This is a genomic window from Nostoc sp. (genome assembly GCF_036917935.1).
Taxonomy (GTDB): domain Bacteria; phylum Cyanobacteriota; class Cyanobacteriia; order Cyanobacteriales; family Nostocaceae; genus Nostoc.
Map to the genome: position 1 here is coordinate 221260 of NZ_JBALEL010000062.1, position 26535 is coordinate 247794.

The 26535-nt window shown below is 43.1% G+C and carries 18 protein-coding genes; 10 read left to right on the forward strand and 8 right to left on the reverse strand.

From position 1 onward, the window contains the following. Positions 1-7: 7 nt before the first annotated feature. From V7K62_RS27620 to V7K62_RS27630, 3 genes are all read left to right on the forward strand, one after another. Complete coding sequence (locus V7K62_RS27620) at positions 8-997, forward strand: glycosyltransferase (RefSeq protein ID WP_334869804.1); 990 nt, start codon at positions 8-10, stop codon at positions 995-997. A 597-nt stretch (positions 998-1594) separates the two neighbouring features. Further along, positions 1595-3580, forward strand: a complete 1986-nt coding sequence (locus V7K62_RS27625) for a sensor domain-containing protein (RefSeq protein WP_334869806.1) — start codon at positions 1595-1597, stop codon at positions 3578-3580. 343 nt (positions 3581-3923) lie between these two features. Further along, a complete protein-coding gene (locus tag V7K62_RS27630) occupies positions 3924-4619 on the forward strand; it encodes a response regulator transcription factor (protein ID WP_251959533.1) in 696 nt (231 codons plus the stop codon). Between the two features lie 552 nt (positions 4620-5171). Here V7K62_RS27630 and V7K62_RS27635 read toward each other — a convergent pair. After that, complete coding sequence (locus V7K62_RS27635) at positions 5172-5456, reverse strand: Npun_R1517 family heterocyst differentiation transcriptional regulator (RefSeq protein WP_334869808.1); 285 nt, start codon at positions 5454-5456, stop codon at positions 5172-5174. Between the two features lie 865 nt (positions 5457-6321). Between V7K62_RS27635 and V7K62_RS27640 the strand changes: the two genes are divergently transcribed. From V7K62_RS27640 to V7K62_RS27655, 4 genes are all read left to right on the forward strand, one after another. After that, complete coding sequence (locus V7K62_RS27640) at positions 6322-6681, forward strand: NAD(P)H-quinone oxidoreductase subunit M (RefSeq protein WP_334869810.1); 360 nt, start codon at positions 6322-6324, stop codon at positions 6679-6681. Positions 6682-7295: 614 nt separating this feature from the next. After that, the gene (locus V7K62_RS27645) at positions 7296-9566 is read left to right on the forward strand and encodes a protein phosphatase 2C domain-containing protein (protein ID WP_334869811.1); all 2271 of its coding nucleotides are present in this window, start codon (positions 7296-7298) and stop codon (positions 9564-9566) included. A 147-nt stretch (positions 9567-9713) separates the two neighbouring features. Beyond that, positions 9714-11288, forward strand: a complete 1575-nt coding sequence (locus tag V7K62_RS27650) for a CHAT domain-containing protein (RefSeq protein ID WP_334869812.1) — start codon at positions 9714-9716, stop codon at positions 11286-11288. 147 nt (positions 11289-11435) lie between these two features. Then, positions 11436-12080, forward strand: coding sequence for a hypothetical protein (locus V7K62_RS27655; RefSeq protein WP_334869813.1), 645 nt, complete (start codon positions 11436-11438; stop codon positions 12078-12080). A gap of 399 nt (positions 12081-12479) precedes the next feature. Here V7K62_RS27655 and V7K62_RS27660 read toward each other — a convergent pair whose 3' ends face one another. The 7 genes from V7K62_RS27660 to V7K62_RS27690 all read right to left on the reverse strand — a co-directional run bounded on the left by V7K62_RS27660 (position 12480) and on the right by V7K62_RS27690 (position 22510). After that, entirely contained in the window at positions 12480-13862 is a 1383-nt protein-coding gene (locus tag V7K62_RS27660) for a PrsW family glutamic-type intramembrane protease (RefSeq protein ID WP_334869815.1), read from the reverse strand. Positions 13863-14300: 438 nt separating this feature from the next. Then, positions 14301-14903 (reverse strand): DJ-1/PfpI family protein, encoded by a 603-nt coding sequence (locus tag V7K62_RS27665; RefSeq protein WP_334869817.1) that lies wholly within the window; start codon positions 14901-14903, stop codon positions 14301-14303. Between the two features lie 307 nt (positions 14904-15210). Then, the gene (locus V7K62_RS27670) at positions 15211-15663 is read right to left on the reverse strand and encodes a nitrate reductase associated protein (protein WP_334869819.1); all 453 of its coding nucleotides are present in this window, start codon (positions 15661-15663) and stop codon (positions 15211-15213) included. 106 nt (positions 15664-15769) lie between these two features. Continuing rightward, complete coding sequence (locus V7K62_RS27675; protein WP_334869858.1) at positions 15770-16228, reverse strand: phosphate-starvation-inducible PsiE family protein; 459 nt, start codon at positions 16226-16228, stop codon at positions 15770-15772. A gap of 297 nt (positions 16229-16525) precedes the next feature. Beyond that, a complete protein-coding gene (locus tag V7K62_RS27680) occupies positions 16526-18751 on the reverse strand; it encodes a molybdopterin oxidoreductase family protein (protein ID WP_334869821.1) in 2226 nt (741 codons plus the stop codon). A gap of 202 nt (positions 18752-18953) precedes the next feature. Further along, positions 18954-20456: a NarK family nitrate/nitrite MFS transporter gene (locus tag V7K62_RS27685; protein ID WP_334869823.1), complete on the reverse strand. Its 1503-nt coding sequence runs from the start codon at positions 20454-20456 to the stop codon at positions 18954-18956. 449 nt (positions 20457-20905) lie between these two features. Further along, the gene (locus V7K62_RS27690) at positions 20906-22510 is read right to left on the reverse strand and encodes a ferredoxin--nitrite reductase (RefSeq protein ID WP_334869825.1); all 1605 of its coding nucleotides are present in this window, start codon (positions 22508-22510) and stop codon (positions 20906-20908) included. A gap of 510 nt (positions 22511-23020) precedes the next feature. Between V7K62_RS27690 and V7K62_RS27695 the strand changes: the two genes are divergently transcribed. From V7K62_RS27695 to V7K62_RS27705, 3 genes are all read left to right on the forward strand, one after another. Next, entirely contained in the window at positions 23021-23434 is a 414-nt protein-coding gene (locus V7K62_RS27695; RefSeq protein ID WP_334869826.1) for a QcrA and Rieske domain-containing protein, read from the forward strand. Between the two features lie 39 nt (positions 23435-23473). Then, positions 23474-24775: a HEAT repeat domain-containing protein gene (locus tag V7K62_RS27700; RefSeq protein WP_334869860.1), complete on the forward strand. Its 1302-nt coding sequence runs from the start codon at positions 23474-23476 to the stop codon at positions 24773-24775. Between the two features lie 880 nt (positions 24776-25655). Then, complete coding sequence (locus V7K62_RS27705; protein WP_334869828.1) at positions 25656-26417, forward strand: hypothetical protein; 762 nt, start codon at positions 25656-25658, stop codon at positions 26415-26417. The last annotated feature ends 118 nt before the right edge of the window (positions 26418-26535 follow it).

Consider the following 26535-nt stretch of genomic DNA (forward strand, 5'->3'; position numbering starts at 1 on the left):
CAGATTTATGAATCATCAGCCAGTTGATGCAACCACCGCCACCAGCTTTTTACCAATGGTGTCGGTGGTTGTTCCTATTTATAACGGTGAGGCGGATTTACCAGAGTTAATCAATTGTCTGTTGTCTCAAACTTACCCAAAAGACCGGGTAGAATACTTGTTGGTGGACAATAATAGTAGCGATCGCACTCTCACCATCCTCAAAACATCTGCCGAAAATTGCCCAATTACAATTCACCCCTTGAGCGAAACCCAAATTCAAAGCTCTTACGCTGCTCGTAATACTGGGATTCGCGCCGCTACGGGTGAAATTATCGTTTTTACCGATGCAGATTGTCGTCCACAATCGCAATGGTTAGATGCATTAATCCAGCCTTTTGTCAATAAAGAAGTGGTAATTGTTGCTGGTGAAATTTTGGCACTACCAGGCACAACTCTGCTAGAACAACACGCAGACCGTCAAGAAACTTTGTCGCAAAAGCATACCCTTAAGCATTCCTTTCGTCCCTATGGTCAAACCGCTAATTTGGCGATTCGACGCATTGCCTTAGAAAAAGTGGGTTTATTTCGTCCCTATCTTACAACTGGTGGCGATGCCGATATTTGTTGGCGGATTTTGGGGGAAAACATTGGGCGTTTGGAATTTGCCCCAAATGCGATCGTTCAGCACCGCCACCGCGCTACACTTCCAGAACTGGAAAGTCAATGGCGGCGCTATGGACGCTCAAATCGCTATCTGCACGAACTGCATGGTGTAGAATTAATGCGAGAGATGACACCCAAAGAATACGGCTATCGTTTGGCACGTTGGTTATTGAAAGAAATACCAAGGGATATTAAAAAGGCGTTGGCGCAGCCCACCGCAGGCATCGCTGGTCAAGCCACCCTTGTAGATTTATTAAATACTCCCATTGGTTTGTTCACAGCTAGGGCGCGTACTGCTGGGCAAAGAGACGCCAAGCTACCAGAAAATGCCAAGATAATTGCTCGACTGTAAGTAAGAAAAACGGCGTTGCTGATTAGATATATAAATCTTGGTGTAGAGACTAGCAATTGCAACGTCTCTACAAAGGTTTTGAAATCACGCAAAATCATTTTCATCCCTGAATTCAGCAACGCCTAAGCAAAAACGCTCTTGTCAGCCCAAAAGCATTGACTAAGACCCTTATTCTTTCCTTAGCTCACAAAAGTGAATATATCTTAAGAAGTATTTTCAAAAATAGGGAAAGCAAATATGCTGTTATTGATCAAGTTTTAACTTTAATAGCTTGTATTTAATAAAATAAAAATTTCAGTAGATAGGGCTTGCTGCAACTTTGCACTTTGGTCGTTATTGGACAAGTTTTTGGCACTGAATAGGGCGAAAAGTTAATTTGAACGTTGACATATTTGATTGCTCCCTCATCATTGATAGATAAGTTAGTAAATCAAAAAAAACAAGTTCTGCCATATTTATTTATAAAGTGTCCGCTCTTGCAAGTAACCCGTTCCTTGCCTGCTCAATAGCGTCTGAAGCCTTGAGGAAAGCATGGGGTTTGCTTCCCTTGCTCTCTTCATTCACAGCTACGCTTCATAGTTTTGTGAGTTGAGCAACATGAAAGTGGATGGATTTAGCCAACAGATAGAGAAATTGCGCTCACAGGTACAGGGACTATTGCAATGCAACAGAACTAAACCAAACTCACAACAGGAGATCATAACAGAGGCTTTCGAGGAACTTAACACCGCAATGGAAGAACTATTAACAGCTTCCGAGGAGTTAGAGGTAACACGAGCGGCAGTAGAGAAAGAGCGCCAGCATTACCAAGATTTGTTTGAGTTTGCTCCCTATGGTTACTTGGTAACTAATACCGTCGGGACAATCCAAGAGGCTAACCATGTAGCAGCAAGTTTGCTCGGTCTCCAACAAAAGTATTTAGTCGGTAAACCATTAATTCTCTTTATTGCTCAACAAGACCGCCAGTGCTTTAGCTCTCAAATGCAAAATTTGCAGGAGCTACTGAACTGGGAAATTAACCTCCAACCACGGAGAGGAAGGCCTTTCCCTGCTAGTGTGAAAGCGTCTGTAGTATATGACCTTGAGGGGAAGCAGCTTGGCTGGCGTTGGCTGCTGTGCAACATCAGTGAACGCAAACAAGCTGAAGAAATGTTGCACAGAACTTACCGTGAGTTAGAAATACGGGTGGCGGAACGGACAGCGGAACTGGTAAAAGCAAATCAGAAATTGCTAAATGAAATTACAGAGCGTAAACGAGTCGAGTCACAACTGCTGCACCTTGCCTTTCACGATGCACTGACGGGTCTGGCAAACCGCGCTGCATTTATGAAACACCTAAAACATGCGATAAATTATTCAAAACGGCATTCAGATTATCTATTTGCTGTGCTATTTATCGACCTAGATCGGTTTAAGGTGATTAATGACAGTCTTGGACACCTAAATGGAGACCAACTTCTGCTTGCTATTGCAAGTCGGCTAGAAATATGTGTACGCTCCATAGATACAGCCGCACGGCTTGGGGGAGACGAATTTACAATCCTGCTTGAGGGAGTCCAGGATGTTTCAGACGCCATCACAGTAGCTGAACGGATTCAACAGGAACTAGCGTTACCCTTTGAGCTTGACGGACAAGAAGTATTCATCACGGCAAGTATTGGCATCGCGTTGAGTTCGACAGTAGACTATGAACACCCAGAAGAACTGTTGAGGGATGCTGATACAGCAATGTACCATGCCAAGGTGTTAGGCAGAGCGCGTTATGAGCTATTCAACTCAGATATGTATGCTAATGCTGTGGCGAGATTGCAGTTAGAGACCGATTTGCGCCGAGCAATTGAACGCCTTGAGTTTCGGGTTTATTATCAACCGATTATTTCGCTTACTAGTGGCTCTATTTTAGGTTTTGAGGCTCTGTTGCGCTGGCAGCATCCAGAGCGTGGTCTGCTTAATCCAGCAGATTTTATTCCCCTAGCAGAAGAAACGGGACTAATTTTATCCATTGGCAGATGGGGGTTACATGAAGCCTGCCGCCAGATGCAAGCTTGGCGGGTATGCCATCGTTCCAACTTACTAAAGAAAATTAGTGTTAATCTTTCCGTTAAGCAATTTTCTCAGCCGGATTTGATAGAGCAGATTGGGCAAATTTTGCACTCAACTGGTCTTGATGCTGGCACTCTAGCGCTAGAGATTACTGAAAGCGTAATTGTGGAAAATGGCGATAAGGTAACTGCCGCACTTTTACAACTTCGAGAGATGGGCATTGAGTTATCAATTGATGACTTTGGTACAGGTTACTCCTCATTAGGTCGTCTTCATAACTTTCCAATTAGTGTGTTGAAAATTGACCGTTCTTTCATCAGCCCGATGGGTACTAATAGTAAGAATGTAGAAATTATTGAGATAATTGTCACTTTGGCACACAAGCTAGGTGTGGATGTGCTTGCCGAAGGGGTAGAGACAAAAGAGCAACTAGTACTTCTAAGAAAGTTAAACTGTGAATATGGCCAGGGACATTTTTTCTCAGTTCCATTAAATAGCTCGGCAGCAGAGGCATTAATTATGCAAAATCCTCAGTGGTAAGAGGATGTCTGAGAAGTATCAGATATTTGCTGATCCCCCCTAACCCCCCTTAAAAAAGGGGGAATAAGAGTCTCAAAGTCCCCCTTTTTTAAGGGGGATTTAGGGGGATCTCTAAGCATTCGCTGTATAGAAAAAACTTTTCAGACATCCTCTAAGGGCAATGCTGGAAAACTTTTCGGCCAGCCCGTCCCGATGAAGGCACAATTATTACAGAGGTTAAAGGGTTGACTGAGGCAGAGATGTCAACTTTAAAAGCTTTGGGGGCGGTAGAGGTGAATTCAAGTTGTTCAATCCCTGTCAACTTTCGCTAAATTGGAAAAAGGAAAACTCAAGGGAATCTTAAATGTCAGCACAATTGTTACTGGTGGATGATGAACCAGGGATACGGGAAGCCGTGAAAGACTATTTGCAAGAGAGCGGTTTCAGCGTTCAAGTCGCCAGTAACGCCCTTGAAGGTTGGGAATGGATGCAGCTGAATACACCTGATTTAGTGATTTCCGATGTGATGATGCCTCAAGTGGATGGCTATCAGTTCCTCAAGCAACTACGAGAAGACCCCCGCTTCCAAGCACTACCGGTAGTATTTTTAACTGCTAAAGGTATGACAGGCGATCGCATCCAAGGCTATCATGCTGGTGTTGATGCCTATCTACCCAAACCTTTTGATCCAGATGAGTTAGTGGCTATAGTCGAAAATTTGCTAGCCCGTCGCGCCGCTAAGGCCGCAAGTACGGGAGATGACGCTGAAACCCCCGATCTTGCTGAACTAGCCAATCAGATTGCCCAAATCAAGGCATTGTTAACTCAAAGAAATGCTATTTCCCAATCGCCAGCCCCTTTTAAAATTGATTTGACTCCCAGAGAACAAAGTGTATTAAATTTGGTCGCGGAAGGGTTGATGAACAAAGAAATCGCCCGTCGCTTAGAAACCAGCGTCCGCAATGTAGAAAAATATGTCAGCCGTTTGTTTAGTAAAACCGGCACCAATAGCCGTACAGAGTTAGTTCGTTTTGCTCTCGAACACGGTCTTGCTAAATAGGCATTGAGCATTGGGCAATTCAATTTTAGATTTTGGATTATTCAATCTAAAATCTAAAATTTTTGCTACCCTGCTCCCCTACTCCTGGGTAATTGGTAATAGGTAACTGGCTGCTAAACAATGACCTATTACTGGTAATAGATAAAACATAAGTATTTCAGCAAATCAGGCACTTAGCTTCAGCAAAAAGCTCAAAGAAAGGTGATTTATTTTTACTTTGGTCTTTTAGGTTTTCATTTGATTCGTGCCTGTTGTCCAATTCCCCATCTGTAAAGACACAGGGTTTTGTTCTTCTGCAATGTTTTGATAAAAACTCGGTAAAATGCACCCGGCTGAATTTGCTCTCAGATTCTACCAGTACCCTTTGCTACAAAGTTTTTAATAGCGGAAACTGTTCCTGGGACTTTGTGCTGCTAAATAAGACTTTCACAAAGTAGAAATCACAATATTTTATGAAATCTACTTACTGCTTAGTTTTTATGGCAACGGGGGTATGGGATCAACATTTGATTTGATGCCCAATCCACGTTTTTCACAACTTAAATTACACATTTAAGTTGGGGTATTTTCAGCAACATTACGCAAGCGCATTAGCTGACGCCGCATTTGAGGTGAGGCTTTAAACTCAGACACTTCCTGCGCTTTAACGGACGCTTGTAGCGTCTCTAGAAAGTCATCAGAACCTTCGGTTAAAGCATCAAGTAGCACCTGTAATAGTTGCTCGCGATCGCTCAATAGACTCTTTTCCTCAATCAACCGGAATTTGAGATGTATTTCACACTCATAAACACCTACTTCGAGATTATTTATCTGGCGTGGTAATGCTTTGGAGTTCATAGCTATTGAGATTCCTTTACTTGGTTGTCATGAGGGTAAGGAGGTAGATGTCCAGCAAAAATTCTTTATATCTCTTTTGAATCCAAAGTGCTTGAATTAAGAATTTTTCTTCATCAATCACCTTTGTATTCCATTTCACTCTCCTGTGTTGATTTTCAAGCTAGATTTTCAGTGTCTAGATTTTGACGTTTCTGTGCCCGATGTAGCTTATGGTAAGCCATAACTATTATTCAGTTTTTAAGATTCTACACAATAAAGTTTCTGTAAGAAGTTGTTCAACCTTTTTAAAGGTTTTTACATCAACTTTATGTGAACGTCAACAACAGTTTTACTTGTTACTCTAAATTTAGTGTTTATACGTAAGTAAAACCGCTGAAGTTTTTTGAGTTTATTAAAGCCAGCGGTCGATGTAGCCCTATTCAGTGAAATTACTTGATGTACGTTTTTTGCAATAGAAAATTCCGGAGAAATTGATCGGCATAATTATTAATGTCAAAACTTTTGTTCTCCATAAAAAATGTACACAGATCAAATTATTCCTGCTAAGTGCCTTACCCTAGTGTCTTTTGGGCTTGATGAGTAAAAAAAATCTTAGCAGTAGGTAAGATTAGTACACCAGATGAAAATACTCTATCCAGTAATTTTTACAGAAAAATAATTGGACTACTGTCAGTACTAGCAGTTAATTCTGTCTTCAACTCATCACACAAGTAGCAAGCTAATCAGTAAAGGTGATATTTTTACTTACGCCCATTCAATATACCCTTTTGAAACTGCGTTCAAAGCTTGTAAATTGAGAGCATTCAAGCTCAGAATAACGTCTACAATAATTTCAGTGTAATCCACGCAAATCTTACACCCTTTTATGGATAACCCGATGCTGCTCAAGTCCACAACCCGGCATATCCGCATTTTTGCAGGTGAAATTGACCGGGATGGCGATCTGGTTCCTAGTCAACAAGTCTTAACGTTAGATGTTGACCCAGATAACGAATTTAATTGGAATGAAGATGCCCTGCAAAAAATTTATCGAAAATTTGATGAACTAGTAGAAGCATCTAGTGGCGCAGACCTTACAGACTATAACTTGCGCCGTGTGGGGTCAGACTTAGAGCATTATCTGCGATCGCTCCTACAAGTCGGCGAAGTCAGCTACAATCTTTCTGCCCGTGTTACCAACTACAGCATGGGAGTCCCTCAAGTTGCCATTGACGACAGACAATAAGCGAATGAGTTGCTAGCGGGCTGCCTGAACCCTTCTGATAATTCAGGTCATCTGGAAAAGCTCACAAAAAACCTAACCCCCTAACGCCCTTCCCGACGCTCTAAGGGGGAAAATTCTATTTCTCTCTCCTTTTAGGAGAGAGAAATAGAAGTGAGGTTTTCTAGATACCTTGAAAAATCAGGTTTTTAGAGCCACTTCATTCGTCAGGTACTTTTGCCAAAATTATATTTGCTATTCTTAATTCTTAATTAAAGTTAATTCTTGCTATCCTACTTATAAACTAAATAAATACCAACATTATCTGCCTATTGATGATCGGGTAATTTCGCCAAAGCAAATCGCGCAGTTATGCTTGGGTTATGCTTTGGTGACAGGGTTGGAGTTAGTTGCTTTGGCGATGAAGAGTCACAGGGCAATAGAAGCTATGATTAGGCTGTAGGGTTGACTTAGGAGCGTATTTTTTGGATAAGTTTTGTATTAGCACCTGCTGATATCCGCCAGCTAAAATCATCATCTAAAGTCTGGGTATGTCAAGTTTAAGAAAGATGAGCGGTCTAGATTGTCCCTACTAATGCTATTAAAGAAATTGCCAATCGCTGATCGGTGCGAAAACTATGGAAAATGACGCGGCAACGCTCTACTGTCCAAACGAGAATTGTCAGGCTGCCAACCCCCTGACTCACAAGTTTTGCCAGCGATGTTCCACGCCCCTTCCCAAAAATTATCTCTGGGTTGTGGTAGATAGCCCAAGTGTGGGTAGCCCTGGAGAAATATTAGCCGATCGCTATTTAATCGTTGATAAATTTGTTCTTTTAGATACGAAGCCTGGTTTATTAGCGCTAACGCCTGAGTTAGATAATTTGCAGCCTCTAAAAGCTTACCTAAGACTAATTCCCTACCGCATACACGTACCGCAGGTATATGGAGTGATTTTTGTTGCTGACGGGTCTTCCGAGCGAGAAATATTACTCTTAGAAAAACCGCCACTATTAGTAGATGACACTATCCAACAAGTGCATTTGGGCAGCGAGTTAACCACCGCTTGGCGTGATGCAACATCGATGCGCCAACTGAATTGGTTATGGCAAATAGCTCATCTGTGGCAACCTCTTGCAAGTGAAGGTGTCGCCTCTAGCTTACTTGACTCTTATGTATTACGGGTAGAAGGATCGTTAGTACGTTTGTTGGAATTGCGTTTTGACAGCGCCACATCACCAGAATTGCCCCAACTAGGTGAATTTTGGCAGCAGTTGGTCAGCAATGCCAAACCAGCGATAACTGAATTTGTCGATCGCGTTAGCCTTTCCTTAATTCAGAGAGAAATTAATTCAACCGATCAATTAATCGCAGTTTTAGATCAGGGACTGGCACAATTGGGGCGATCGCAAACACCCACGATCCAAATTATCACCAAAACCGACACCGGGCCAAGTCGCCAACGTAACGAAGATGCCTGTAGCCCTCCCAGTGGAACTCTGGTGAGCAAACCACCCCAGTCAACAGCCTTAGCAATTGTCTGTGATGGCATCGGTGGACACGAGGGCGGCAATGTCGCCTCAAATTTAGCCATTGAAACGATCCAGCAGCAGGTACAACAACTAACAAAGGTTCCCTACGACCACATAGACCCCTCACTGCTGCTGAATGACCTAGATAAGGCAGTGGCAATGGCCAATGACAAAATTAGTCAGCGCAATGACAGTGAAAATCGCCAAGGGCGTCAACGCATGGGCACGACTTTAGTCATGGCATTGCCTGTTGCTCATGAAATGTACATTACCCACGTCGGCGATAGTCGTGCCTACTGGATAACACGCCACGGCTGTTATCAAGTTACCCTTGATGATGATGTCGCCTCCCGCGAAGTGCGACTAGGTTATGCCATTTACCGCGATGCTGTGCAACAGGCTGCTGCTGGCTCTCTCGTCCAAGCTTTGGGTATGGGCCCCAGCACTGCATTGCATCCCACATCGGGACGGTTTATGCTCGACGAAGATGCTGTTTTTCTGCTCACATCTGATGGTTTGAGTGACTTCGATCGGGTTGAGGAGTACTGGGAAACAGAAATTTTGCCGATTCTAGTTGGGGAAGCAAATATAGCAACTGTTGCCGATAGATTAGTCGAAATTGCTAATACTAAAAATGGACACGATAATGTCACCGTCGCTTTAGTTCACTATCAAGTCCAATATTGGGAACCAGAAATCACGATCAAAGCAGTGATTCCAGAGAGTTATTCTGCCAAAACTGTTGATTTGGCATCCAGGGCGACAGATACAACCCTTTTAGGCAGCCCAAACCACAAAACTCAGGTCATTCCCGAAAAAGAGCCGGTTAAAACTCGTCAATTCCCCCTACAGTGGATAGTTCCATTAATATTTGTGCTAGCCGCAGGTTGTTTAGGATTGTTCGTCAAGCAACTGCGATCGCCATCAGGAGCCTCTCCAATTTTTTCCAATCCCATACAAACTTTAAACCCTACCATCGAAGCGACACCCACACCGCGATCGCTGGCTAATCTTTCTCCTGGTTGGGTAATTAAAACCAATAATGACATCTCCTTGGGAAAAAACAACCAATCACTTCCCCGTGGGACTTTTTTAGAAGTTATTGAGAAAAAATCAAATCCAAATCCCGCTTCTGGGAGTTTTTTGATGTCTATGCGAGTCTGTGCTAATAAAAGTACACAAACTCCAGCTAATACTAATAACCCAGATGTAACTACCTCAGTTCCACCAAATTCAAAACCTTTGCCAGCAACAGTATTGCTAAACTCCTCCCAACTCAACCGTTTTGGCGTTGTTTTACAATCAGACGCACCAAATCCATGTAGAACTGTCACGCAACCGCCAGTTACCGAACCACCTGACACCAGTCCAACTTAATCAAATAGTCGATAAACTGGTAAAAACCTGGAATAATAACAGGTAACAATCAGAGTAAAAACTTACAAGGTCAAAAAAATAGAAAATTTTTACCTTGAACAATTGTTATTTGAAATTATTTTTTTTAGCTCTTAGTTTAATGAATCCATGCCATCCCTGAATTTGGCGATCGCCCGTCTCCTAAACACTGGCACTGACAACTTCGCCATTTGGGTGGTCAAGGCTCCCTATCCCAGTGGCTACGTTTTACGTGACTGTGTATGGCCTGTTGAGCTGACCCACGTCTGGCACGAATGGCAGCAGATGTTTGCTGGTCATGGTCGCCTAGATATTTCCCCTAACTCAACATCTCAAAAGAGCAACCCATTGCCCATAGATTTGATTTCACCCCCTTCAGGTCAAACTACTGGCCCCTACAGCAGTCGTCTGATGCAATACTTGGGAATGAATTTATGGCGCTGGGTATTCGACGGGCAAATTCTTGGTAGTCTAGAACGCAGTCGCGGTATTGCTATGGGTCAGCATACACGTTTGCGCTTTCGACTAGAAATTCGCGACCCGGATCTCATCGCTTTCCCTTGGGAAATTATGCAGCGTGAGCCTGGTCAATCGGCGATGTCTCTCTCCCCAGATTTGCTATTTAGTCGCACCAGCACTGAAGTTGATGCTTTACCGTATTTACGAACTGACCAGGCTTTAAGTATCCTGCTGGTTTTAGGTCATGATGACAAGCTGCAACTAGAACAAGAAGCCGCGATATTACAGCAAACTCTTGCAGATACGCCTGGTAATTCCCAAAGATATGCACCTTGTGTAGTTAATCAACTCATCCAACCAACTCCGCAACAGTTGATTGATGAATTAGAAACCAAAGCATATAATGTTTTCTTTTACGCTGGACATGGTTTACCAGATCCAGACGGGGGGTTACTGTTTTTGCGGCCAGATATGCCCCTGAATGGAATAGAATTGGCGCAAGTATTGACCCGTACAGGTGTGAAACTAGCGGTTTTCAATGCCTGTTGGGGCGCACAACCAGCTGCAATCAATCATCAAGCGATACCTGCCAGCAGTTTAGCAGAAGTACTGATTCGTCATGGTGTGCCCGCAGTTTTGGGGATGCGCGATGAAATCGCTGACCACGAAAGCCACAGTTTTATTCAAGCCTTTACCGAAGCTTTGCGATCGCACAAGCCAATTGATGAAGCCGTAGCACAGGCTAGGCAAGAGTTGTTAACACTGTATAAATTTAATCAACCTGCTTGGACTTTGCCTGTTCTCTACCTGCATCCAGATTTTAATGGCGAACTCATTAAGAATCTGGATGAAGGTATTACCGAACTTCCAGATACAGCCATTCCTGATGTTGGTTCCTCGCTTCCGATTGCAAGTTTACGATCGCTAACCCCAAAAGGTAAAACCTGGCTACTGCGTTATGGAGTCACCCGTATCGGCCGCACGAAGGACAATGATATTGTCATCCCCGAACCATCTGTATCCAAACGCCACGCCGAAATCTTCTGCCGCAATACTCTTACTGATGCTACATTAGTACGAACTTATTACTTGCAAGATTTTTCCACCTACGGGACAACCTGGTTTTTAGGCCCTAATGGTTGGCAACAAATCCTCCGCGAGGAAGTCCCTTTGAAATCGGGAATGCAGTTAAAGTTTGGAAGTGCTAGAGGTGAAACCTGGGAGTTTGTTATTGAAGACTCCTAGCGGAGCTATTGCCTAAATAGATTTTGATGTTAAACATCAGCTTTTAAAATCTGTTTTTTTGGAGAAAAAATCAATAGTTTTTGCGGAAATCTCCTCTTAGAAGTTGTAGCTGTCAATACCACCAAATATATAGTGAGGTAAGAAAATATGGCTAATAAAATTAACGGCTCAGACACTTTCTCCTCTTTGCCATCTCAATTAGACCTAGAGTTTTTAGAAGCGTTACTCGAACCAGAAGATCATACCTATCCCTGGAATCCAGGCGATGATGAATCAGAAGCTTATTTTCAGGAACTAGAACAACAGTTCGGAATGGAAGATTTGCTTGATGAAGAACTAATGAGGCGATCGCAAGATTTTTACAGCCATCTAGATACGCTTTGGTCTGGTATTACTCCTACCCCAGATTATAATAACCGACAACAGTCAGTAGTACTTAATCTTCAAGAAATATTACGTAATAATTTTTCCGCCTGTGTTCCCCAAGCATTGCTCAACACCATAGCTACCAAAGCTGCCGAGATATTTGCTGCTCGTCAATTAATTAGTGAGCAACTGGTTGAGTGCGTTCAGACAATACTACCAACCTGGGGAACAGAGGATCTTCTAGTTTTGGCTCGTCCTTTTGCTTACGCTATGCGAAGTAGCGAATCGCAAAACGCGGCATCTGCGCTCAGTAATCTTCAAAATACCGAGTGGACAGCTTTATCAGAAGTAGAGAAAGCAAAGGTTAGTTTAGCGATCGCTTCTTATGCTTTCACTCAACTCAACAAGTCTGAGTCTGAACTATGAATAGAGAATGGGGAATGGGGAATGGGGAAAGTTTTCATTATGCGTTGTGTTCCTGTAACCAGCGCTTTGCCTTTACTCTGTTCAGAGGTGTCTTTTGCAAAGATGTTGGTTTGCCTTATGCAAAGACGCAATAAAAGAGTCAAAAATCAAGACTTTTGCAACAAGTTTAATGATTTTTATTTTCGTAAGTAGAACTACCCCAGAGTAAACTAACAATACGCTAATTTTCAAACTAGACCATCTATCTCAAGACATAAATACTTAACCATTGGGCATTGGTTGTTCTCCCTCATCTCCCCTGTCTTTTTCTTCTCTACGAACGCGAACAGCGTGTCACAGACAGACGCTCTTGCTAGCTTGCTTCCCTGCAAGGATACAATTTTGAATTGATTTTATCGCCTATTTTGGGCCCAGAAATCGGGTAGCAAAATTTTGCGATCGCGTCGGTGACAGCGCCCGTGCCTTGAGAATTGCCGCCATCAAAAAGGCGTAAGATAACACCCCAACAACTACCAACAGCAAGGCATTGATTGATCCTGTAGCATTCCACAGAGCGTGGAGTGCAGAGGCACTCAGATAACCAATAGAAAGAATTTGCCAACTTCTACTAGGTTTGAGGACAGCCAACCCGATAAAATAGCCCAAGTAGCCACTATAAGCCATGTGTCCGGCTACAGAGCCTAAAATTCGCGGAATTAGCAGTTGTAAACCTGCCAGTTGACCAGCAGCCCCTATACCCACCTGTTGAGTGACATTTTGAGTGATATCAGGTACATACTGACCGAGGGTTTCTAAGAGAGTGAAGCCCACAGCAGAAGCTGTTCCCAGGAGAATACCATCTAGAGGTTCCCAGACGCCTATACGTTCTCGCCAAGGTGAAGACAACATTCTACCGATGGCAAAGGCCCCTAGTACAGGTAATGCCTTGAGTAATTCCTCCATTAACCCAGCGCCAAAAAACATCCGCACTAGCAACTCTGTGAAGGTGATAGATTCTTGGGGTGTGGGCAAGCTTCCAGGTAGGACGGTGCGAAACACGAAGATAAATAGATCCAACAGCGGACTGAGCAAAATCAGGATTGTACCCAAAGCCGTAGCCATTAATACCCACCAAGGCTTCTGTTTACCGCAAAGTTGGTAAACAAAATAGTAGGCAGCGAAGGCGATGTAACATGCTACGATCACTTGATTAGCTTGGGGCCGACCGACTGTAGCGAACATCAGCACCACGAAGATTACGGTCAGTATTCCCGGTACGAGGTAAGCTTTAGTAGTTAAATCTTTACCAGTGGAAATAATCGGAAAAAGCTGGGTGAAGCTAACAGAATCTGGCTGCTTTAATTGCGTGTGGTTGTGGTAGTTCGTCGCCGAAGGCAGTGGTGTAACTTGGTTCACTGTGGTCGCCGGAGTCAGTGAGGTATACTCGTACTCAAAAACGTATTGCGGCCCATCAGCACCTAGAGAAATGCGATCGCCTGGGTGCAATTCTTGACATTCATACAAACGTTGTCCATTCAAATAAGTGCCATTAGCACTATTCAAGTCACAAAGCACCCAGCTAAATTTGCTATCTGGGGATAGAGAGAGGGGACGAACCACTGCATGACGACGAGATACCATTCGGTACATCATGGCATCCAAGACAACTTGGCAGCTGGGGTCGCGTCCAATGACCATCTCTTTACTGGGGGGCAGGGGGTAGCGAGATTCTGCTCCAAAAGCTGCCCCATTACCAGACACTAGCCGCAGAAATGCATTATGTCTTGCGTTTTTGCCTGTCATCGATAAGAAGTGCGTTTCTAAATTAATTCTTCACATAATTTGGCAGCCGGACTAACCTTAGCCACATTAACAGCAGCATTGCTAAATCCACTATAGCTTCACTTACTGCTAAGAAATTTAAATTTCTTGATGCAAAATTTAAAATTGTTTCACCTCATGTAAATAAGTATTCCATCTGCTGAGAGTTTGTCCTAAAACTGGCTTGTTAGACGGATAAATCAGATTGTCTTGATGCTGTACTTTTGACATCCTAGCTGCAAATTAAACCCACCGCAATTTATTAAAAAATAGTATTTTTTACTGCATTTAGTTCCATTTCAAAAATATATAATTTTCAGTCGTCTGTTGTCAGTTGTTTTTGCCAAAGCTCTTTTGGAGTGGGGAGTAGGGAAAGAAACTGTTATGAAGATTGAACCAAAAGATTTCCGGTATCTTGCCTTAAACAGCTGTAGTCAGTTCTGGGTGTTCAATCTTAGTTCCAAGTACTGTGAGGAATTCTGCTAGCCAATGCGGGTGAGCAGGCCAAGCTGGTGCTGTCACCAAGTTACCATCAACTATTGCCCGATCAACAGGGATATTAACATAGATCCCTCCAGCACTCTTGATATCTGGGCTACAAGCAGGGTAGCCAGTACATCTTTTGCCTTGCAGTACATCAGCAGCGGCTAATACCTGCAAGCCGTGGCAGATGGCAGCAATCGGTTTATTGGTTTGGGCAAAGTGACGGGTGATTTCTAGTACTTGCTGATTGAGGCGAATATATTCTGGTGCCCGTCCTCCGGGAATGACTAAAGCATCGTAGGTTGCGGCTTCTACTTCTGCAAACGTAGCATTTAAAGTGAAATTGTGTCCGGGTTTTTCGCTGTAAGTCTGATCTCCTTCAAAGTCGTGAACTGCTGTCCGCACCTTATCGCCAGCTTTTTTGTCGGGGCAAACTGCATGGACAGTGTGTCCTACCATTTGCAATGCCTGAAAAGGAACCATTACTTCATAGTCTTCTACATAGTCGCCAACAATCATCAAAAGTTTCTTTGCAGCCATATTTTTATTACCCTCACTCTTACATTAAGAAACGCTATATAGCGTTTCCCATTCAGATGCGGTACAACATTTATCACGGGGTGTAGGGGCACGGTACTGCCGTGCCCCTACGGGTGTACCTCACACAAACGAGAAACGCTATATAAAGTAAATATTAATTTAGAGTCAGCTATTTGAGGCGTTACCATTCGTATAAATTTTTGATACATTACAACACTAACTGTTTTGTAATGTATCATTTGAGGGCGGCAAGTTAACAAAGTGTAATGCACCCTACAGATTTTTTCTTTTAACGACTATTGACTAATTAAAGCAGATGAAACTCTGCGATCGCTCTCGGAAAATTTTTGTTTTCATGTCCTGGATGGCTGAGTTTAATCAAGGCAAAACGCTGTAAGGGCGTTAAACCTGCCCAATGTTGCTGTGTGAGGGTTACACCTATTTCTTGAGCTTTTTCCTGAAGGCTAGCTGGTACAGTAGCAGAGTCTAGCCATGCAGGATGAGGCTCGATGGGCAATTTTGTCGCTGGGATACCAGTACGTTGGATGATTAATTGCTGGATATACTCGCGGTAAGACTGAATTTCCGTTTCTGTAGTGCAAGTTAATTTGACTAAAGCTTGACGCTCATCTGTCGTCATTTGATTCCAATCAGACAATTTTAACTTGATGCCACAGGTATCTAATTTGCAGCGTACCTGCATAGGAATGCAACGCAGGGAATCAACAAAGTCTGCTTCAAATTGAAATAAATCTGTCATTGTTCAACAAACCCAAAGTTGATTGGGGAGGATGGGGAGTCGGAGAAGCGGCAAGTTTTGTGGCGGGATCTAAATCCCCATTACGAATTACGAATTACGAATTATTTCAACTTGCATCTCTAGAATTACTGAAACGAATTATTAAATAACTAATCGATAAGGCAAGAATAGCTACACCTAGACCAATTATATCAAGACCTCCAATTTTTTCTAAGTCAAGAATAATAATTTTTCTGGCAACAGCAATTAAAGAAGTGACAATAACTAATTCAACCTGAAAAACGTGTCTTCGTAAATAGGCTGTAATATTTTCTAAAATTTCTAACGCAATTAAAATATTTAAAAATAAACCAAAAACCTTATACAGTGTTGTGTTAAAGTTACCATAAGGGACTGTAAATAATTCTTTAAAAATAAATATTCCTAAATCTGCGATTGCTACCAAAATCACAATTACCATGAAAATAGATAGAGTTTTAGAAACTAGCACTTCTATGTTTTCAATGATGTGCATGAAGTTCTCATCTTTGGTAGCTCCTAGAATTCGCCTCAGTAACTTTTTCATCATGCTGCACCCAGTTCTAAAATAAAAGAAAATCCCATAGATAAATCTAGAGGATTGGAAAAAGATTAATTGCTGATGTTTTGTAAGTTTTCTATAGTTTTTTGATTCTTTATCTATAGCTAAAATTAGCTCTAGTAAAATCTCTTATTACTAAAATTTTAGCTCTTTAGATATAGTAATTGCTAACAGTCAAAATTAGAGAGTCATAAAAAATGATAATAACTATTGACTATTGATTATTGACGAAATTACCTATTGATGGTTTTAAATTACCACTTTCGAGCTACACTTGGCAGCTTACCATTGTGAGGACTGGAGTTGATGATTTTTGATGGGAACTTCCACCGAAATTGGTATCAACTGCACTGCACAGGCTTTTAATTCTGGTTGTAGTGAATCTGGACACGATTCTGGATGGGTGAGGGCGTTAGCTTCGGCATTATCTGCCCACAGCGAACCCCAGTGCATGGGGACAAAAACTGTACCAGGTGCGATCGCTTTTGTCACTTTAGCAGGAAACTTCGCTTTACCCCGACGCGATCGCACTTCTATATACATACTATCTACAATACCTAACCGAGCAGCATCACGGGGATGAATTTCGATAAACGGTTCGGGATGCATTTTGCAAATTTTTTCAATTCGACCGGTGCGTGTCTGCGTATGCCAGTGTCCGTAAAGTCGTCCATTAGTTAGCACAAAGGGATAATCTGGATCTGGTGGTTCTGCCAATCCCTTGGAGTAATATGCCCCAAATCGAGCGCGTCCATCAGGGGTGTGGAAGCGCAAGTTAGTGTATAATCGTTTCCCAGAGCGATTGGCAGATGCTTCTCCCCCTGCTTCCCCTGCTCCTCTGCTCCCCCTGCTCTCTTCAGGATGAGGCCATTGAGTCGGGCCTTGTGTCTGTAATTCGGCGTGACTGATACCTGTCATATCGCAGGGGCGATTTTTAGTTAATTTGACAAACTCAGCATAAACTTCGGCGGAGTTAGCAAAGGTAAACTCTTTCTCAAAACCTAATCTACGTCCAACTTCAGCAAAAATTTCCCAATCTGCTTTAGCTTCTCTTGGGGGTTGGCGGAATGCTGAACACAGAGTTACCACCCGTTCGGAATTTGTCATCACGCCAGTTTTTTCACCCCACTGGGCTGCTGGTAGCAAAACGTGAGCGTAGGCAGAGGTTTCTGTGGGATAATAGGCGTCTTGATAAATGGTGAAAGGCGATCGCAATAACGCCTTTTTAGTCCGCTCCAAATCTGGCATACTTACAGCTGGGTTGGTAGCTGCAATCCACAGTAACTCTACAGCGCCATTTTCCAAGCCCGTAATCATCTCCCAAGCAGTCAAACCGGGATTGGGCGAAATTTGTCCTGACTTGAGTCCCCAAAACTCCTCCACTTCTGCGCGATGCTGAGGATTTTTCACCGCCCGATAACCTGGTAATAAATTCGCCAAACCTCCAACTTCCCGTCCTCCCATTGCGTTTGGCTGACCAGTGAGGGAAAAAGGGCCTGTTCCAGGTTTGCCAATCTGTCCAGTCATCAGGTGCAGATTAATGATTGTTCTTACCTTCGCCGTTCCTTCTGACGATTGATTCACACCCATTGACCACAAAGACAGTACCCGCTCAGATTTACCCCAGTAACGTGCTGCTGTTTCTAAATCTTCAATGCTGATTCCACATTGACGAGCTACCACTTCTGGCGGATAGTGGCGAATCACTTCAGCATAAGCGGGAAAGTTGCTGGTGCAGTCGTCCATGAACATCGGATCAATATAGTTCCAGCGCATCAACAAGTGGGCGATGCCGTTTAACAAGTCGATATCTGTACCGGGACGAATGGCTAAATGCAAATCAGCCGCTTCTGCGGTTGGTGTGCGACGGGGATCAACCACAATCATTTTGACTTTGCGGTTCTTTTTGTGATATTTCTCTAGTCGGTTGAAAACGATGGGGTGACATTCAGCCGTATTAGTACCAATTAAAAATGCACAGTCGGTTAACTCCAAGTCTTCGTAACAGCATGGGGGGCCATCTGAACCAAAGCTTTGAATGTAGCCAGCTACAGCACTAGACATACATAAACGGGAGTTGGCATCAAAATTATTAGTACCCAGACAGCCTTTCATGAGTTTCTGGGCTATGTAGTAATCCTCGGTTTGAAACTGACCGGAACCGTACATACATAAGGCTTCTGGCCCTTGGGTGAAGCGTGCAGTTTGAATCCGCTTGGTAATGAGATCAAAAGCTTCATCCCAACTAACGCGCCGAAACTCTTGATCTAAGGAGTCTCGCATCATTGGGTAATGTAATCTATTTTTATCTAAAGATTCTGCGATCGTTGCACCTTTGACGCAAACCATTCCCTGACTGGATGGATGGGCTTTGTCACCCCGGACTCGCCAAGTTGGATTTCCTTGGCTATCTCGATTAGTTGCTTTGCCAAGTTGGGCTGGAGGTGAAACTTCTAAACCGCAGCCAACACCACAGTAGGGACAGAGAGTTTTGGTAAATTCACTCATGGCAGTTGTACCATTTTGTTATTGTGATTGTGTAACCTCAGATGTTGCGACAGGTTGAAAAGCGTAACTGAGTACTTTGTTAAGCTAGTGCAAGAGAGTTTTTTCTAAGCACTTTAGTGCTTAGAAAAAAGGACTAAAGTCCTGACTACGAACTATGAGAATTTATTTGCCTTACTGTCTACTCTCTATTTTCAAGACAGGTCTATTCTTCAGTTAAGAAGATCGGGTTTTTAGTTGGGGTTTCTGGGAATTCACCTTCAGATACAGCGGCAAAGGAACCTTTTGGTTCTTTGAGGAAAAAGGCACACATAAAAGCGCAGATTAGTGCCGCTAAACCCATTGTAGAAAATAGTGTGGGAGCGTCGGTTAAGCTGAAAATTGTCAGGTAAACTACGCCGCCAAAATTACCGTAGGCTCCCACGTTACCGGCAATTTGTCCAGTGGCTTCTTTCTTAATTAGGGGAACGATGCTATAGGTTGCACCGCAGCCAGCTTGGGCAAAGTAGGCGGCAAACATTGTCACTGCGATCGCTAGCGGAATTGGCCAGTTACTACTAATAAAATGTGCCATCAAATAACTAATACCAATGCCAACGCTGATAATTGTCATTGTCCACTTACGGGAGTTAAATTTATCAGAAATTAAGCCACCACTAGGACGAGAAATCAAATTTAAGAAGGGATAGGTAGCGGCAATCATCCCAGCGACAACATGCTCTAAACCAAAGGTTTTTTCAAAAAATGCTGGGAGCATGGAAACGGCTGCTAGTTCGCTGCCAAAACTAGTTATGTAAGTGAATTCGAGTAAGGCTACTTGACCAAATTGGAAGCGTTCAGATGGAGGATAAGTTTTCTTGCCAATTAGTAGTTCGCGATTTACTTGCCAAGCTTTGTAACTTTGGTAAGCAAACAATCCTACTAATAGCAACCAAGTCAGATACATTTGGCTCAAAGTTAGGAAGCGAATATTCTTTTGTTCCAAGCGCCAAGCTAATAAACCCAAGGCGGAAATCAAACCAAAATTCGAGACAATCATCGCCCAGAAGCTTTTAATACTGGTTACTTCTAGAGAACCATTTTTCTGAGGTTTCTTGTAGATTTTACCTGTGGGCGTATCTTGGACGCTATTGTAATAAATTACGCCGTAGATGGCTGCAATGATCCCTGTAAATGCGATCGCAAACCGCCAGTTAGAAGCACCACCAGCGAAAAAGCTCGTAGAAACTGCAAGTATGGGTAAGGCAAACTCTGCGCCAAAAGCCCCAAAGTTACCCCAACCGCCATAAATACCTTGGGCAATTCCCATTTCTTTCGGCTGGAACCATTCGGCCACCATGCGGATACCAACCACAAACCCAGATCCGACAATTCCCATCAGCAAACGACTGATGACTAGTTGATTAAAATCTTGCGCTAGCGCTGTCGCTAAACAAGGAACAACCGCAAACATCAGCAGGATTGAATAGGTGATTCTGGGGCCAAAACGATCCAGAAGCATCCCAATAATTAGCCGTGCGGGAATTGTGAGAGCAAGGTTACAGATGCCTAAAGTTTTAATTTGCTCTGGTGCTAAATGTAGTTCTCTGCCAATGGTTGTAGCGAAGGGGGCAAAGTTAAACCAACAAACAAAGGTGAGAAAAAAGGCAAACCAAGTCTGATGTAAAATGCGGTAGCGATCGCTAAATGAAAATAATTGTTTAAGCATTCCAATCTTTCTAATTGAATAAAATACGGAGAAGATGAGCCTTTGAACTCGGAAGTTGAGCCTTTGATCTCGGAAGTTGAGCCTTTGATCTCGGAGGTTGAGCCTTTGATCTCGGAGGTTGAGCCTTTGAACTCGGAGGTTGAGCCTTTTAACTCGGAAGTTGAGCCTTTGAACTCGGAGGTTGAGCCTTTGAACTCGGAGGTTGAGCCTTTGAACTCGGAGGTTGAGCCTTTTATCTTGAAGGTTGAGCTTTTAAGGTTGAAGTATGAGTTTTGCCCAATGCCCAATGCCTCTCAATACGGTTCGGTTAACTTGTTTATTGAGCGGAGATCCCCCCAACCCCCCTTAAAAAGGGGGGCTATTTTCCTCCTTTACCCCCTTTTTAAGGGGGTCGCCACAGGCGGGGGGATCTTTCTTTCCGAACGGTATTGCAATACCCCAGATAAGTACTAGCAGTTACTAACTAGTAGGGCTTCTTGCTTGGGTTTTGCCCCAAAATGTTTAATGAGTAAATCTTGTAATACTGGCTGCAAGTCTTCGCATGGTATGCCTTTGATGATGCAAGTTCCTAAATGGGCATCTTTACCAACTTTGCCGCCCATATAGATGTCAACGCCTTCCAAGGTTTTGCCATTTTTGCGAGTTTTAGTTCCCATCAAGCCGATGTCTGCAACTTGAGGCTGTCCGCAAGAGTTGGGGCAACCTGTCCAGTGAATTCGCACTGGTTTGGTGAAGGTTAACTCTTCTTCTAAGGCTTTAATCATTGCCAGGGCGCGATTTTTGGTTTCGATGAGGGCAAAGTTGCAAAATTGTGCGCCTGTGCAAGATACTAGCGATCGCGCCAGCAAACCAGGGTTAATCGAAAATCTCTCCAGCAAAGACTCTATTAAAAATGTTGCTAAACGCGAGTCAGCAATATTGGGGATAACAATGTTTTGCTCAACTGTGAAACGGATTTCGCCAGTGCCGTAAACTTCTGCTATACGAGCGATTTCAAACATATCTTCGGCATACAAGCGACCGACAGGAATGTGCAAACCTGCGTAATTTAAGCCTGCTTGTTTTTGTTTATATACCCCGATATGGTCGCGTTTTTCCCAGTCGATCTCGTCTTTTGCGGCTGCGGATATTAATGATTTACCCAAACGGCTTTCTACTTCTGCTCGAAACTTATCTAAACCCCATTCATCGATTAGCCACATTAGGCGGGATTTTTGCCGATTAGCGCGTAAACCGCGATCGCGATAAACTTCCAAAACGGCTCTACATACAGCTACCACATCTTCAGGAGCCACCCAAGCATTTAGAGGAATCGCCGCCTCACAGCGTTTAGCTGAGAAAAAGCCACCCACAAGGATGTTGAAGCCAAATATTGGGGATTGGGAAAATTCTTGCCCTATCCCCTGTCCCCTATCCCCAGTCCCCTCGTTAAATGCTGGCACAAAAGCCAAATCGTTAATTTCAGCGTGAACTGAATTGTCTCTTCCACCTGCGATCGCAATATTAAACTTCCGTGGTAAGTTGCTAAACTCTGGGTTCCCTTTCCCTTTGTTAGTAAGCATATCTTGAATTTGTTGTACCAACTCTCGCGTGTCGTACAACTCATCTGCATCTAACCCCGCTACCGGATCGCCTGTAATATTGCGGACGTTATCCATCCCTGACTGTACAGTGGTTAAACCAACTGCGTCAAATCTATTAAAGATATCTGGTAAATCTTCAATTCTGATCCCCCGTAATTGGATATTCTGTCTGGTAGTAATATCAGCGCAACCATCATCACCGTAACGCTGCACCACTTGGGCCAAAACACGCATCTGACTGCTGCTGAGAATACCGTTAGGCATCCGCAACCGGATCATAAACTTGCCTGGGGTAACTGGGCGAAAAAACACGCCTACCCATTTGAGTCGATGGTCACGATCTGTTTCATTCATTGCCTCCCAACCCAGGGCGGCAAATTTCTCTATCTCACTCTTGATGGCGAGTCCATCTTTTTCTGCTTTTAATTTCTCGAACTTATTGAGGCTAGTGGTAGTTGCTGTGTCTGTCATCAGGCTGACTCTCGTTGCAAATTACTGATATGATCGGGAAGTGTGATGGTAATTGCCCAATACCAATCAATCCGTAGTTACATCAGGTGCTGTATCTACGAGGGTTAGGGAATAAAAACTTAATATTTAATTACGGCTAATTATTTTTACTCAAGAGGATTCCAACGCGAAACTTCAAATCCGTGGTTAGTTAAGGAAAACTTGTCGCTATTTACATCTTGGGAATTTGTCAAGCAGGTTTAGATCATGTTCATGTAACAATTTCGATACTCATAACTTAAGATGAGATTTTTGTTAAAATCGTATAGATTGTTACGTTTTTTGGTAAAGTTTGCAGAAAGTGCATGAATACTATGCATTATTTGCATCAAAGTCACCAATGAACGATCTAGAACGCTTAATCAACGGTATTTGAGAAGACTGAAGCAATTTTAAATCGCCATAGATTAACCTAAAATCCCAAATTGAGTGGCAGATGTTAGTTAAAACTTAGATATTATTTCAGTAGCTATGAAACGTCGTGATTTTATTAATTGGGTAGGTTTGGGTTTGATTGCGAGTTCTCTACCTGTAGCGATCGCAGCTTGTTCTTCTCAAACACCTCCAGCATCTAAAGATTGGCAAACAGTAGGTACATCGGCAGAATTAGATAAAACAGGTCAATTGCTGGCAAAAAACTCACCTGCTGGCCCGGTGCTGGTAGTCGGCACATCTAAAGCCGGAAATCTAACTGCTGTTGACCCTACGTGTACTCACGCAGGTTGCACTGTAGCATGGAAAGCTGATGCCAAAAAATTCGCTTGTCCCTGTCATGGTTCGGAATATGCAGCTGATGGTAAAGTGCAAAAAGGCCCAGCGACAAACCCGTTGAAAACTTACGCCGCCAAGATTGAGGGGAATTCAGTTGTAGTCAAGCCAACTTAGTGGAGGCAGGAAGCATAAAATTGATAATTCCAGCAAGATATTGTGAGTAACATCAAACAGCTTTTGGTGCAAGCCGAGGCAGCATATCATGCAGCTGATTGGTCATCACTAATTCAATATTTACAACAGTTAATTTTAGGGGCAGACTCGGAAGATCCAGAGATAGTTAAAAATCGAGAATATCTCCTAAAATTAACACTTTCAATCTTAGAGATGGGGGATTTTCAGCAACGCTGGGAAATTACCAAAGTGTTGACTCACTTGGGAAATGTTGCCATCCCACCTCTGATTGAAATATTAGAAGATGAAGAGGCAGAAGAAGAATTGCGCTGGTATGCAGCAAGGACTTTGGGCGAATTTCAACACCCAAAAGCGATCGCGTCAATAGTTGAATTGTTGAAAAATGATCAGGATGAAGAACTTAAAGCGATCGCAGCTACGGCACTGGGACAAATGGGTACTGTTGCTATTGCTTCACTAACTGAACTTCTAATAGATGAAGATACACGATTGTTAGCAGTGCGATCGCTTTGTTGTATTCGGCAACCAGAAACCATCACACCGTTGTTGAGTGTAGTGCAAGATTCACAAGCAGCAATCCGCGCCGCCGCAATTGAAGCCCTCAGCAGTTTTCATGACGAACGTGTACCACCAATCCTGTTGAACGCTTTGGATGATATAGCCGCTACAGTCAGGCGTGCAGCAGTGCTTGGTTTAGGTTTTCGTCCCGACTTGCACCAAGCATTAGATTTAGCAACGAGACTGCAACCCAAACTTTACGACTTTAACCTTGATGTTTGTTGTGCAGCCGCAGTTACCCTTTCTCGGATGGGTAATGATGACGCTGCCAAATACTTATTTGATTTGCTGATTTCACCCCACACACCGATAACGCTGCAACTAGAAACCATCCGCGCTTTAAGTTGGGTGGGGACGTTATCGAGTTTGGAATATTTGCAACAAGTACTTAATCAAAGTACTTCTGAGACAGTATGGCAAGAAATTGTCACAGTTTTGGGGCGAGTCCAAAAACCGCAGTTAATTATACCAGCCGCCGAAATCTTACTGCAAATACTGCGATCGCAACATCCAGCCACAGAGATTGCTAGCATCAAAAGTGCGATCGCCTTGTCTTTAGGACAGTTAGGCAAAATGCAAGCAATTGAACCATTGATTTCGCTGCTAGGCGATTCTAATGCATCGGTGAGACTACATGCGATCGCAGCACTGAAAAATCTGGATGGGGAAGCCACACATCAACAATTGCAGCAGTTAGCAAATAATGCTGCACTCACACCAGATTTAAAACAAGGAATAGCGATCGCTTTAGCCGAATGGTAAATTTTAGGACTGTTAACTGTCAACTTTTAATCGCGTAGCGTCTCGTTGGCGCACCCTTGCGTAGAAAAGAGAGGATTAAAGTCTTTACTACAAACCTTTAATTATTTACGGCATCCTACTTAACCGACAATAAAAGTATTCCTTAAGTTTAAAGTAAGACACACCTGGAGTATGAAGTTATAAGTTCTCAGGTGAAATATGATTGTAAAGTATTGTTAATAGAGTCTCAACCGCTGGCAGCATCTAACTGCTTAAAGTTTCTAGTTCATTTCTATCTCAGTAAGTAAAAGCTAATGTCAAAAAAGTAATTATATTTATTCAGGTAAAAATCCTACTTAATTTAGCGATCGCTTGTACTTCTTAGGTAGGTCGATTTATCTAATTGCAAGCTCTAAAACGTTTCATTCTTTTCACGCTCATAGACTAACTTAGCTTTAATGCCAAATTAATTCCTGCGATAGAAGGGTTTTATTCTTACTTATGGTAGAAGTCCGGCGATAAACTAGCAGTTATGCTGTCTAAGAGCAACAAAATAATTCATAATAAGTAATTAAATGAAAATGTGAATAGAAGTGAAGATAGTTTTATTAGATTAAAAATAAATTAATACTGTTTTTTTCTATTGTGAACAAGCGACTTTGGTCGTAGGTTCCTAATCATAAATTAGTAATTACTGATTATGAATTATTTTGATCGCTCTGAGGAATACTAAATTGTTGTGGTATCTTCAAACGCTTTCAAATTTTTCAAAAGAAGCTGGGGAAAAAACTACTCAATTATTGTCAAGATTTACCTAATTTACCAGTGGATTGAGTAGACAATATCGGTTTTGAAAATCAATCGACCACAGAAATCTAGAACATAAAAGGAACCATAAATTATGAAGCCTCTCGATTTATCTAAAGCTTTTTTAGCTACTGTCTTTGCCATCAGTTTCGCTTCTGTATCCTTACCTCCTTCAGTTTCTGCCCAAAGTGGAGGCTCCGGCAGTGGTGGCTCCGGCAGTGCTGGCTCCGGCAGTGCTGGCACTAGCTCAGGTACTGGCACAACGGGCACTGGAACTACAGGCACTGGAACTACAGGCACTGGAACTACAGGCACTGGCACTACAGGCACTGGCACTACAGGTACTGGCACAACGGGTACTGGCACAACGGGTACTGGCACAACGGGTACTAGCTCCGGCACTGGAACTACAGGTACTGGCACTACAGGTACTGGCACAACGGGCACTGGAACTACAGGTACTGGCACTACAGGCACTGGAACTACAGGCACTGGAACTACAGGTACTGGCACTACAGGTACTGATACTACAGGTACTGGCACTACAGGCACTGGCACTATGGGCACTGGAACTACAGGTACTGGCACTACAGGCACTGGAACTACAGGCACTGGCACTACGGGCACTGATAGTACAGGTACTGGCACAACAGGTACTGATTCCACAGGCACTGATGCCACAGGTACTAACAGGAATGCAGGCGTCGCAACTTCCGAAAGAAATAGCGATCGCGGTTTCGATTGGGGTTGGCTAGGTTTGCTTGGTCTAGCGGGTTTAGGAGGTCTGGTTCGTAATCGCGAAAAAGTCCGGGCTTATAGCGATCCTGATGAAGTAACAGGTTCTCGCCCCAGATAACAAACCAATACTTCTCGGTTCGTGCATTTTCAAAATAGGAATTTGCTTTTGGGGAAAGGGGAAAGGTTTTCTCTTCCCCTTTCCCCTTTTCCCCTTTCCCCTTTTCCCCTTTTCCCCT

Coding starts and splice junctions, on each gene's coding strand:
- V7K62_RS27620 (WP_334869804.1), top strand. CDS start 8: ATGAATCATCAGCCAGTTGATGCAACCACCGCCACCAGCTTTTTACCA.
- V7K62_RS27625 (WP_334869806.1), top strand. CDS start 1,595: ATGAAAGTGGATGGATTTAGCCAACAGATAGAGAAATTGCGCTCACAG.
- V7K62_RS27630 (WP_251959533.1), top strand. CDS start 3,924: ATGTCAGCACAATTGTTACTGGTGGATGATGAACCAGGGATACGGGAA.
- V7K62_RS27635 (WP_334869808.1), bottom strand. CDS start 5,456: ATGAACTCCAAAGCATTACCACGCCAGATAAATAATCTCGAAGTAGGT.
- V7K62_RS27640 (WP_334869810.1), top strand. CDS start 6,322: ATGGATAACCCGATGCTGCTCAAGTCCACAACCCGGCATATCCGCATT.
- V7K62_RS27645 (WP_334869811.1), top strand. CDS start 7,296: ATGGAAAATGACGCGGCAACGCTCTACTGTCCAAACGAGAATTGTCAG.
- V7K62_RS27650 (WP_334869812.1), top strand. CDS start 9,714: ATGCCATCCCTGAATTTGGCGATCGCCCGTCTCCTAAACACTGGCACT.
- V7K62_RS27655 (WP_334869813.1), top strand. CDS start 11,436: ATGGCTAATAAAATTAACGGCTCAGACACTTTCTCCTCTTTGCCATCT.
- V7K62_RS27660 (WP_334869815.1), bottom strand. CDS start 13,862: ATGACAGGCAAAAACGCAAGACATAATGCATTTCTGCGGCTAGTGTCT.
- V7K62_RS27665 (WP_334869817.1), bottom strand. CDS start 14,903: ATGGCTGCAAAGAAACTTTTGATGATTGTTGGCGACTATGTAGAAGAC.
- V7K62_RS27670 (WP_334869819.1), bottom strand. CDS start 15,663: ATGACAGATTTATTTCAATTTGAAGCAGACTTTGTTGATTCCCTGCGT.
- V7K62_RS27675 (WP_334869858.1), bottom strand. CDS start 16,228: ATGAAAAAGTTACTGAGGCGAATTCTAGGAGCTACCAAAGATGAGAAC.
- V7K62_RS27680 (WP_334869821.1), bottom strand. CDS start 18,751: ATGAGTGAATTTACCAAAACTCTCTGTCCCTACTGTGGTGTTGGCTGC.
- V7K62_RS27685 (WP_334869823.1), bottom strand. CDS start 20,456: ATGCTTAAACAATTATTTTCATTTAGCGATCGCTACCGCATTTTACAT.
- V7K62_RS27690 (WP_334869825.1), bottom strand. CDS start 22,510: ATGACAGACACAGCAACTACCACTAGCCTCAATAAGTTCGAGAAATTA.
- V7K62_RS27695 (WP_334869826.1), top strand. CDS start 23,021: ATGAAACGTCGTGATTTTATTAATTGGGTAGGTTTGGGTTTGATTGCG.
- V7K62_RS27705 (WP_334869828.1), top strand. CDS start 25,656: ATGAAGCCTCTCGATTTATCTAAAGCTTTTTTAGCTACTGTCTTTGCC.